This is a genomic window from Bacillus sp. AFS018417, from assembly GCF_002560985.1.
Lineage (GTDB): Bacteria > Bacillota > Bacilli > Bacillales > Bacillaceae_G > Bacillus_A > Bacillus_A rhizoplanae.
In genome coordinates this window covers 1-11,592 of the sequence record NZ_NTTM01000045.1, presented here as the reverse complement: position 1 = coordinate 11,592, position 11,592 = coordinate 1, and the positions used below count along the sequence as shown (strand labels likewise).

General features: G+C 35.6%; 8 protein-coding genes and 1 pseudogene. 7 read left to right on the top strand and 2 right to left on the bottom strand.

Going from position 1 to position 11,592, the window contains the following annotated elements; all coding sequences use genetic code 11:
* Nucleotide 1: 1 nt before the first annotated feature.
* Nucleotides 2-1,189, bottom strand: a complete 1,188-nt coding sequence (locus CN326_RS18035) for a GTP-binding protein (RefSeq protein WP_098310358.1) — start codon at nt 1,187-1,189, stop codon at nt 2-4.
* A gap of 328 nt (nt 1,190-1,517) precedes the next feature.
* On the opposite strand from CN326_RS18035, the gene CN326_RS18030 reads away from it, so the two are divergent.
* Both CN326_RS18030 and CN326_RS18025 read left to right on the top strand, forming a co-directional pair.
* Nucleotides 1,518-2,498 carry a permease gene (locus CN326_RS18030; protein ID WP_098310357.1) on the top strand — a complete coding sequence of 327 codons (981 nt, stop codon included), beginning with the start codon at nt 1,518-1,520 and terminating at the stop codon, nt 2,496-2,498.
* Nucleotides 2,499-2,510: 12 nt separating this feature from the next.
* A complete protein-coding gene (locus tag CN326_RS18025) occupies nt 2,511-3,377 on the top strand; it encodes a TIGR03943 family putative permease subunit (RefSeq protein WP_098310356.1) in 867 nt (288 codons plus the stop codon).
* 109 nt (nt 3,378-3,486) lie between these two features.
* Here CN326_RS18025 and CN326_RS18020 read toward each other — a convergent pair whose 3' ends face one another.
* A complete protein-coding gene (locus CN326_RS18020; RefSeq protein ID WP_098310355.1) occupies nt 3,487-5,466 on the bottom strand; it encodes an IucA/IucC family protein in 1,980 nt (659 codons plus the stop codon).
* Between the two features lie 39 nt (nt 5,467-5,505).
* Between CN326_RS18020 and CN326_RS18015 the strand changes: the two genes are divergently transcribed.
* From CN326_RS18015 to fumC, 5 genes and pseudogenes are all read left to right on the top strand, one after another.
* Nucleotides 5,506-6,789 (top strand): MFS transporter, encoded by a 1,284-nt coding sequence (locus CN326_RS18015; protein WP_369680119.1) that lies wholly within the window; start codon nt 5,506-5,508, stop codon nt 6,787-6,789.
* Nucleotides 6,773-8,578, top strand: a complete 1,806-nt coding sequence (locus CN326_RS18010) for an IucA/IucC family protein (protein ID WP_098310354.1) — start codon at nt 6,773-6,775, stop codon at nt 8,576-8,578. Before CN326_RS18015 ends, CN326_RS18010 begins: the two co-directional genes overlap by 17 nt.
* Before the next feature lie 14 nt (nt 8,579-8,592).
* On the top strand, nt 8,593-9,690 hold the full coding sequence (locus CN326_RS18005; RefSeq protein WP_098310353.1) for an alanine/ornithine racemase family PLP-dependent enzyme: 1,098 nt from the start codon (nt 8,593-8,595) through the stop codon (nt 9,688-9,690).
* Nucleotides 9,691-9,701: 11 nt separating this feature from the next.
* Nucleotides 9,702-9,998: pseudogene (locus CN326_RS18000) on the top strand (ATP-binding cassette domain-containing protein); the annotation flags it as partial.
* A 134-nt stretch (nt 9,999-10,132) separates the two neighbouring features.
* Complete coding sequence (fumC, locus tag CN326_RS17995) at nt 10,133-11,521, top strand: class II fumarate hydratase (protein ID WP_098310352.1); 1,389 nt, start codon at nt 10,133-10,135, stop codon at nt 11,519-11,521.
* Nucleotides 11,522-11,592: the final 71 nt, after the last annotated feature.

Sequence of the window (11,592 nt, the reverse complement as noted above, 5' to 3'; positions counted from 1 at the left end):
ATTAACAGAATGCACTCGTAAATGGAGGGATAGGGTCATGGAACATATCCCAGTCTTCATACATTTCTTGTTCAGTTAATAAGCAGTGGTCTAAAGATTGTTCTATTTCTTCTCTATTCATATCAATACCGATAAAGACTAATTCTGTAATTCGGTCTCCGTATGTGTCATCCCAACGGTTTAAAATGTCTGGGTCTTCTGAAATAAATTGTTGCTGTTCTTCTTTTGAAGTAGCTGCAATCCATTCACCGGCTCCTTGAATCGTAATAGATGAACCAGCTTGAGAGAGAAGTCCGATGATATTATTGCGGGAAGCAAGCCAGAAGAAGCCTTTCGCCCTTACGACGTCAAGTGGCCAGTTTTCAAGCCATTTCATTAATCTTTCAGGTTGGAACGGGCGCTTACGACGGAATACAAATGATGAAATGTTATACTCGTCTGTCTCAGGTGTGTGTTCGTTATTTAATTCTTTAATCCATCCAGCTGCTTGACTTGCTTTTTCATAGTCAAATAGATTCGTATTTAAGATTGTGTATAACGGCACTTGCGAATAAACTGCTTCAATAATACGAGCTTCCGGATTTAACTTTTGTAATAGTTTGTGAAGTTCTGTAATATCATCCTGCTCTAGCATATCGGTTTTGTTTAAAATAATTACATTTGCAAATTCAATTTGATCAATGAGTAAATCAATCACTTCGCGTGTATCTGTCTCATCAATTGCTTCTTGGCGATCTAATAAACTTTCACCGGAAGCATAATCATCCCAGAAGCGATTCGCATCTACGACAGTAACCATCGTATCTAAACGACATGTATTTGATAAGTTGATTGCTAATTCTTCGTCCATATATGTGAATGTTTGTGCAACCGGAATAGGCTCACTAATACCTGAAGATTCGATGACAATATAATCAATATCTCCAGATTCTACAAGACGTTTCACTTCTATAATTAAATCTTCACGTAATGTACAGCAAATACATCCATTTTGAATTTCAACAAGTTTTTCCTCTGTTCTAGAAAAACCACCTTGTTTAACAAGTGCAGCATCAATGTTAATTTCGCTCATGTCATTAACAATGACAGCTACTTTCATTCCATCGCGATTTGTAAGTATATGATTTAGTAATGTTGTTTTTCCAGATCCTAAGTAACCGCTTAATACTGTAACGGGAATTTTTTTCATATAAAGACTCTCCTTTTTAAATCGTAATAATTACGTTTTATTTCTTGTTATATCTTAAAAGATGAAAAAGAAAATTGCAATAGTAAATCATAATGATTACGATTTGAGAGTAAGATATAGTAAGTGTGTTGCGGATGAAACATGTCATAGAAAAAGAGGACAAGCATATGTTTACAATAAAGAGGAGCTTCTATCGGAAAGGATTTTATCTCGCTCTAACGGGCAGTAAAATCTTAATCTCAAGATTCTGAGAAAGCAAAGAAGTTAGATGGAAGTTTCACTTTATTGCTAGTTAATATGAGATGAAAATATAAAGGAGGAGATTGTGATGACACTTGCACGGATTTCTAGAGAAATGATTGGTACAATGTTAATCGCACTATTTGTGTTCTTATTATTTTTTGTTGATTTTACAAATGTATCATCGTTGCAAGCACTGATTCCTAAAAAGTGGATGAATGTAAATACAATTTTTTTAAGTATCTTTTTCGAAGCTGTTCCATTCATATTAATTGGTGTATTCATTTCAGCGGTTATTCAAGTATTTGTGACAGAAGACGTGATAAAGAAAGTGTTGCCTAAACATCCTATTGTTGCCATGTTTCCAGCAGCATTTGTTGGTGTATTATTTCCGATGTGTGAATGTGTAATTATTCCAATCATAAGAAGACTGATTCAAAAAGGATTACCTCTTCATGTAGGAATGGTAATTCTGGTTACCGCCCCTATATTAAACCCGGTTGTATTTTTGTCAACATTCTATGCGTTTCGCATGAATCCCACAATTGTATATGCACGCTTTGGACTAGCTTTTCTTGTTGCTATATGTATTGGATGTATCGTGTATTACTTATATCGTAACAAAAATGTATTAAAAGAAAGCAGTGTGGTAAGTGAACATAAACATTCGAAGAGAAGTTGGAAAGAGGTTGTTTCACATGCAGCAGACGAGTTTTTTAGTACAGGAAAGTATTTGCTAATTGGCGCATTTTTGGCTAGCTTATTTCAAACATTTTTAGATCGTCAAATTTTGACTGAATTAGGGAACAGTAATCTTATTTCTCCACTTGCGATGATGGCTTTTGGTTATGTTTTATCTCTTTGTTCTGAAGCAGATGCATTTATTGCAGCATCGTTTGGGCATGTTTTTTCAGCAAAAGCTCTTCTCGCTTTTTTAGTGTTTGGACCAATGCTTGATTTGAAAAATACAGTTATGTTATTTGCATATTTTCAAAAGAAGTTCGTGTTTCTGTTTATGGCGATTGTGACGATTAGCGTGTATGTAATCGTACAACTTGCGATGAGATAGGAGGCAGAGAAGATGGAGGAGCAGGAAAAAAGGGGATTTCATATTTATATTCGCGGCATTATATTAATTGGATTTGCTATGCTATTATTCAAATTACTTATTACGGGACATATAACTAACTTTATTGCACCTCGTATGATAAAACTTATTTATGTTGCTACAATTGTGTCTTTACTACTTGGTTGTTTACAAGTGTGGCGAAGTGGAAATGAGAAGGTAAAGGCATGTCAATGCTGCGAGGGACATGTTTTCCCAAAAACGAAAATAGGAACTTGCTTTTTTTATGGATTATTTCTTATACCTATCATCAGTGCCTTTTTATTCTCGAGTGTAGCAATTGATGGAAGTGTTGCTGCTAAACGCGGAATGAATCAAAGTACACAAGCGAAGATACAGAAAGGAAATGAAGATTGGAAGAGTTTATTAGTAGATGAAGAGGAACGGCCAATTGCTAATGTCCCAAGTTCTCAAAAACCATCTGAAGACTTAGAAAAGGACTTTTTGAAAAAGAGAAGCATAGAAATAAATGATACAAACTATATTGCTGCTATGGATATAATAGGTCGTGATGTTCTTGGTTTTAAAGGGAAAGAAGTTACGTATTCGGGTTTTGTATATCATGATAAGGAAGTGGAAGGAAATAACGTGGTAGTCGCACGTTATGGTATTACGTGCTGCGTGGCAGATGCGACGGTTTGGGGAATGGTTGCTTCTGGAGAAGGAATTACCGAGTTGCAAGATGAAACGTGGGTTACGATTACAGGGATTTTAGATGAAACAACATATAGAGGAGCTTTATTTCCACTTGTAAAAGTAAATAAAGTAGAAAAAATAGAAGCTCCGAAGCAACCGTATGTATACGAGCAATTAATACCGTAAACAAAAAGATGAGCTCATAATTGAGCTCATCTTAATTTGTATGTCAAATCATAGATTCTTCGCAATTCATTTCCCACTATTTTGAGATTCAAAATCATTCGTTTTTACTTTACTTACATAAAGGATTGTCAACTTTCACATAAAAATAGGAATGAGCTTCTCCCATTATACGCATAAGAGTTAAAGCTTTATAATCTACTTTATCTGCAAAAAAGACAGCATAGTCAGATATTGCATGCTCTTTATAGTTAGAATCTTTTTGTAAATCTATAAAAATATTGTTCAAGACTCGTTTTACAACATTCCAAAGCAGTTGCTCATCTAGTTGATAGAACTGACTTATATGTAAAAATAACTCGCCAAAGTGATTTTGCATTACGGAGTAAAATACTTTATTACGCATACTTTTTTCATCATCTACTAGAATCCTTGATTTATGATGAAATACGTTTACATCAAATCCCGCATTTTGTAAACGACCACGATGAACTCGAATACCTTCCCAGTCACGTACAAGTAGGCGGTCTGGTGTGCCATCTTTTTTAAATACAGGTACTGTATTTTGCAGGTGACCTTCTAATCCAATGCCGTACTTAACCATGAGTGGAATAAAGCCAGTAAGAGCATTTGTTACATATTTTTCGATAAACATAACAATTGCATCGTGTAATGGTAAGTCATGGCTATCTTTGTACAACTCAATTAGTTCTGCTATGACTGGTTTATTTGCACCATGCATAGAAGAAACAAGGGCAGAACCGACAATAGCCCATTCGTCGTGTTTTACATAAGCATGAATGTTGTCGCGAATGACACAAGCGAGATTTTCGCTTCGTAATGTTTGTATTTCTTCATCTATGTCATTTGGATGAAGAAAATGAGCACCAGCTCGTTCCATAATTGGAACAAAGCGAGTTTCGTCAATCATCGTATCTTGCGTAACAACTTGTTTTAAAATATTGCTCATAAGTGGTCCATTATGAATGGTTTGTTCGGATAACGTCCGCACTTCTCCTGTTAAATGAATATTTGTTGTCAGTTTATAATGCGGTCTAATCGTTTCATATTGTTCAGGAAAGATTGTACGAAATGACATGCCTGCTAAATAATTCGCTTCATAATCAAATAAGATGATAATTTGTTTTTCAAGTTCAGCACTGTAAATTTCACGTAACGTATGAGTAGCTTGCCATGGATGAATCGGTAATAAAATGTAGTCATCTATTTTATCGCCAAGTCTTATTTCAGCTTCTACTTGGAGTACAGGTTCAAAAGAAAACAATAATGCATTCCAATTTTGTTCGTCCATAAAAGCAGCGCTTACATAATCTTGGTGTACAGCTACAAAGCGCAATGGAATTGTATTTTTAAACTCAGCTGAATAGGCAAGTGTTTCTTCCGGACTTAAACCTTTTCTCATTTTGGCACCAGGGTGACAAGGGTGACCTTCTATAACGAGCTGTTCAAAAAGGGCATATGGATCTTGTGCTTGAGAAGCAGCTTGTAGCGTTGAAACATTCTCGGTTTGTTCATGAAATGTATAAGCAAGAGCTAAATTGGCAGCGCTATTTGCGAGATCATCTTCAAACATATGAAAATAGGAAAGTGGTCCTTGCCAATCTTCATGTAGTAACAATGCCAATACTTCATTTGGATGTATAATTTCTGTTTGACTAGACGGTGAGATGAGAATGTAAGGTCCCTTTACAACAGGACGTTCAAAGGCATATATGTGTTGAATCGGTATAAGTAGATATGTATTTTGTTGTTTAAAATATAGTCCTTGTATCATTGAAAACTCGTCAAATTGATGAATATGAGTGTTTATATAATCTAGTAAATAGTCTGGGCAACGATGATCTGAAAATGATACAAACACCCCTTCGTGTTTTCTAAATATGATTCCAGTTCTTGTCATGTTACATATATTTTCACGTATGAAGGACGATAGTAGTCGTTCGAGTATACCAGTTCGTCCCTTTCGAATCATTTGTTGATAGGTTTCATGTAGTGGAGCATGATGTTGTTGTAAAAAAGAAAGTAAGTTTTGTTCCTCTACTGCTAACGTTTGAATTTTATTAAGGTTCATAGAAACCACCTTTCTCAATTTTTTAGTCTTTACAAAGAAGTGAGAATATTTTATATTGTTTTTACAGTGATACTGATAATCAATTTCAATTATAAAAGAAGCATTAAAAAATGCAACAAAAAATTTGAGGTGGTTCATATTCGCAAACTCTTCTTTAGTAGTTCATTTTTCTTATTTATGGGGAATTGGCTTGGAATGACTGCAATCAATTGGTACGTCTATGATCTGTATCATAGTGCTACATATTTAGGATGGATAAACTTTGTACGGCTCATTCCAATTGCATTGTTTAGTGTATATGCAGGGAAGCTTTGTGATCTGCATCCGCGTATTAAGTTAATGAAGTCGTATTCATTTTGGGGACTAGCAGTTACAACGTTACTTGCCATTTATGTTGTGTTTATTACTCCGTCCTTTTTTATTTTCCTTCTTTTCTCATTTGTGAGAGGAGTAATTAGTGCATTAGAAACACCAAATCGAAATACACTTCTTTCGGATATTGATACGAACAATCAAATTAGTAAACTTATATCTATGAATTCGTTTGTGATGAATGTTTGTCGCTCGACAGGGCCGGCTGTAGCTGGATTTCTAATTGCAGGAGGACATATTGAACTTACATTTACGATGCAGGCAGTTTGTTCACTGATTGCATTCATTCTTGTCTTACCAATGAAAGATCAAACGATGAAAAAACGAAACGAAAAGAAAAAGGCAAGCTGGGAACAAATTGTTCAATATTTCTCTCATGATCATATGGGAAGAAACATTTTTATCACATCAATGATTACAATGGCTTTTGGTTTTTCGTATACATCTGTATTGCCTGTACTTGTTTCACATCAATTTACGGGAAAAGCAGAAGTATTTGGCATTGCGATGTCTTCGGCAGCAATCGGTGCCATTATAGCAACCATTATTCTTCCTAAAGTGTTAGAGTACATCTCAGAAATTAGGATTTATTATATTAGTTTAGTTTTGTTTTCTATTAGTATAGCGCTCCTTATTATTAGTAATACATTTGTATTTTTTATACTACTATTCTCTATTGGCCTTTTTGGACAGTTGTTACGTTCCAGTAATCGTGTTTATTTTCAAAACAATGTCTGTGAAGAGGAACGAGGACTTATGCTTAGTGTTGTATTAATGGATCGAGGAATGATTCCACTCGGTTCAATTATAGTAAGTTATGCCATTGAATATGTGGGTATTTCTAAAACATTTGTAATGATGGGTACTTTATGTATAATCCCATTTGCATTTCAGTATATAAAAGTGAAACAACAAAAAGGGAAGGTGAAGAATTTTGTCCATTCAAAGTAAACAATCAAATCGAGTACAGGCGGAATATCGTATTTTAAATCGTTTTTGTAATGCATTAATTCGTGAAAAAAAATTATTAGAAAGTTGTGCGGTGCTAAAGCATGATTATGGTATTGAAATTATAGATTGTATGAATGAAGCAGAATTATTATTAGAAGTGCAACAAGAAGGGGCATTTGAACGATACGAATTTGCTTTTCCGCTCCGGTTTAAAGTAAGAGGGCATATTATATGGATTGATTCATTACAAATGTTTTTTGAGGAAGTAGCACCATTCTTCCAGCTTCATATTTCAGACTCCTTACAGAAAGAGTTACAGAACAGTGTAGAGAACCTAGAATTAGCTTATGAAGCATGGGAACAAAAACAAGAATGGGCAAAACAGCAGCTTGAAACAAACGTGATGTTTTTTGCAAAATACAAACCAAATAATCTATACCAATTCCTTGAAGAATTAAAACAATGTATGTCGTTTGACGAATTATTATATACAGAGTCATTAGTAATCGAAGGGCATCCACTTCATCCTTCAACAAAAACAAAACTTGGTTTATCAAAAGAAGAAGTAAAACGTTATGCTCCTGAATTTGAGCAAGTTGTTCCGTTATATGTATTGCTTGTTCATAAAGATGTAACAGCAGTTACAGGAGATAGCTTTGAAAAACCTGTATTATATGAAAATTTACCAGATTTATATGAAACTGCTTCTCAAATATTAGTAAGCAGAGGGGGCAGAATAGAAGACTTTTATCCATTTCTTGTTCATCCATGGCAATATGAGCATGTACTAACAGAGGAGTATGGGGAAGAGTTAGAGGAAGGACGTATTATTCCGATCCCATATCAACTTTCGTCCAGAGCGACGCTTTCATTTCGAACAATGAATCTATTAGAGTTACCGTATCATGTGAAGCTTCCAGTACGTGCACAAGCAACAAGTGCAGTTAGAACGGTATCACCAGAAATAACAGTAAATGGGCCAATTCTTTCTTCACTGTTTGATACGATTTATGCGAATGAGAAAGAGTTAGCACAGTCAGTAGTTGTCGTTCGTGAACGAGTTGGAGCTACTTTTACAAAACATAATGATTTTCATTTAGGAAGAAATTTAGCATTTATTTTACGTGAAAGCCCAAATGCATATAAGCAAGAGGGAGAATTATTATGGGTTGGAGCTAGTTTAACAGCAAGCAATCCATTAAAAGAAGAGGAACCTGTTATTGTAGATATGATGCGTACATATTTTGAAACAGAAACGATTGGTAAAAAAGAGGTATTTCACTATGTTGCTCATTACACTGAGAAAGTTATGATTCCTTTACTGCAACTTGTTTTACAATATGGAATTGCTTTAGAAGGACATATGCAAAACTCTATTATTGTTACAAAAGGCGGAGAGGTCCAACGTATTTTTGTACGTGATTTAGGAGGAGTCAGAATTCATAAGAAGACATTAGCAAAGGTAGTGGATATTGCTGAGGTTAAAGAAGCAGTCGTATTTACAGATGATATGAATGAGGTTTATAACAAGTTTATTCATTCGGTACTGCAAAACCATTTTGGGGATTTATTATTTACGTTGGCTCGCTCGATAGATGACGTACAGGAAAAAGAATTATGGAGAATTGTTGCTGCTATTGTTGAAGAGTACATGGTAGATGCAACCGAAGAGCAAAAGGCAGCTATATTTGCAAAGCAAATTGAAACGAAAGCATTGTTCGCAATGAGAATACAAGGTCAAGCAAAATCTTATTTGTATACAAGTTTTCATAATCCGCTTTGTATATAATAGGAGGAATAAACATGCTGCCTATCATGAAAGTAAACCTTTCAAAATTGAAGTATAATGCCATGATAATGAAACGATTATGCGAGCGTTCAAATATTATATGTTTTCCTGTAACAAAAGGGGTCGGCGCTGCAAAAGAAGTAATTGAAACCCTTCAGGAGGCAGGGTATACAAGATTTGCTGATTCTAGATTACAGCATCTTTATAAAATCCGTTCTATTGTAGGGAAAGAAGCTGAACTTTTATTAATTCGTGCACCAGCTTTGTCAGAAGTAGAAGAAACGGTTCTTTGTGCAGATATTAGTTTGAATTCTGAACTATGCATCATAGAAGCATTGGGAAGAGCAGCGAGAAGATACAGAACAACTCATCGTGTGATTTTAATGGTTGATTTAGGTGATCTTCGCGAAGGAATAATGCCATATGAAGTGGTGGATGCAGCGCAGAAAGTATCGAATATATCTGGAATTGTACTCGATGGTATTGGAGCGAATTTCACTTGTTTTAGCGGTGTTATTCCAACTGAACATTCTTTACAAGAATTAACGCAATTAGCAAAAATGGTAGAGAAGAAAATTGGGAAACCGCTTCGGTTTATCTCAGGTGGAAATTCAAGTTCGTTACCACTTATCATGCAAAGAAAACAGATTGGACGTGTTAACTCTTTACGGATTGGAGAAGCTATTTTTCTTGGGAAAGAAACAGCGTATGGAAAAAATATTTCTTTCATGTACCAAGATGTATTTTCAATTGAAGCGGAAATCATTGAAATAAAAAGAAAGCCGTCTATGCCAAAAGGCGTTATTGGAAAAGATGCATTTGGGCAAGTCCCGTATTTTGAAGATAAAGGGGAGCGACTACGAGCGATCGTTGCAATAGGAAGGCAGGACCTTGATATTAGCGGTTTACGACCTTCCGATAGGAATGTTGAAATTCTTGGTGGAAGTAGTGACCATTTAATTGTTGATATAACTGATAGTACACCGTATAGCATAGGGGATAAAATGACATTCGTTCCGGCGTATAGTGCATTGCAAAGCGGCATGGTTTCTTCACTTGTACAAAAAGAATATGTATATGATGATGTATTGCAAAAAGCGCTTATCTTATAAAGTGAAACTTCCGTCAGCGTGTTTGGATTGCGATGGCACTTGCGCAAGATACAGAGTTATTGCTATTAGATGAACCGACAACATATTTAGATATGGCCCATCAGTTAGAAATACTAGAGCTATTGAAAAAATTAAATGAAGAAGAAAACCGAACTGTTGTGATGGTTGTACACGATTTAAATCACGCGGCTAAATATGCGCATCACATTGTTGCGATTAAAGAGGGGAATAAAGTAATGGAAGGCGCACCAAAGGATGTTTTAAATAATGAATTGTTTGAAACAGTGTTTGGTGTGAAAGCTATGATCCAGTTGCCATGACGTATATGTGTATGCCGTATGCTTTACTTTCAGAGAAAAAAGAAAAGCAGGAAGAAAGAATTGTTGGGTAAAAAACTGTTGATAATCTTTGATATGGTACTTTATTTTAAGGGGATGAAAAAATGGAATATAGAATTGAAAGAGATACATTAGGAGAAATAAAAGTTCCAGCTGATAAATTATGGGCAGCACAAACGCAGCGCAGTAAAGAAAACTTTCCGATTGGTACAGAGCATATGCCGCTTGAAATTGTTCGAGCATTTGCGATTTTAAAGAAGAGTGCAGCGATTAGTAATCAGAAGTTAGGAAAACTAGCAGACGAAAAGGCAGCTGTAATTGTAGAGGCGGTTGATGAAATTTTATCTGGAAAATGGGACGAACATTTTCCGCTTGTTGTTTGGCAGACAGGAAGTGGTACACAGTCTAACATGAATGTGAATGAAGTGATCGCAAACCGCGGGAATCAAATTTTAAAAGAAAAAGGGCTGGATGTACACATTCATCCAAACGACGATGTAAACATGTCTCAAAGTTCAAATGATACGTTCCCCACAGCACTTCATGTTGCGTGTGTTATTGGAGTAGAAGAACAAGTATTACCAGCAATAGCTAAATTAAAGGAAACGTTAAAAGAAAAAGTAACTGCATTTTCGCATATTATTAAAATTGGTCGTACTCATTTGCAGGATGCAACGCCATTAACGTTAGGACAAGAAGTGAGCGGCTGGCATCGTATGCTTGAAAAGACAGAGCGTATGATAATAGAAAGCAGTACATATATGAAAGAACTCGCAATCGGTGGTACTGCGGTTGGAACAGGAATTAATGCCCATCCAAAATTCGGTGACATGGTTGCGGAAGAAATTAGTAACTTTACAGGAAAACAATTTGTATCAGCACCAAATAAATTTCATGCGCTAACAAGTCATGATGAAGTTGTCTATACGCACGGTGCCCTAAAAGCGTTAGCTGCTGATTTAATGAAAATTGCAAACGATGTACGCTGGCTTGCAAGTGGGCCGCGCAGTGGTCTTGGCGAAATTATTATTCCAGCAAACGAGCCAGGAAGTTCGATTATGCCAGGGAAAGTAAATCCAACGCAAAGTGAAGCTTTAACGATGGTTGCAGCGCAAGTAATGGGAAATGATGCAACAATTGGATTTGCGGCAAGTCAAGGAAACTTCGAATTAAATGTCTTTAAGCCAGTTATTGCGTATAACTTTTTGCAGTCAGCTAGATTATTAGCAGATGCGACTGTTTCATTTAATGATAATTGTGCAGTAGGTATTGAAGCAAATGAAGAAGTGATAGGACAACATTTAAATAACTCTTTGATGCTTGTAACAGCCTTAAACCCACATATCGGTTATGAAAATGCAGCAAAAATTGCAAAGCATGCACATAAAGAAGGGTTAACATTAAAGGAAGCGGCACTACAATCAGGATTATTAACAGAGGAACAATTCGATGAAATTGTAGATCCAAAGAAAATGATTGGGCCGAAGGAATAAATGAAATGTTTTATAACAAATAGGATTCTCACTTGTTTTATTTAGTAACAGAAAAACCAGGATATTCTTGA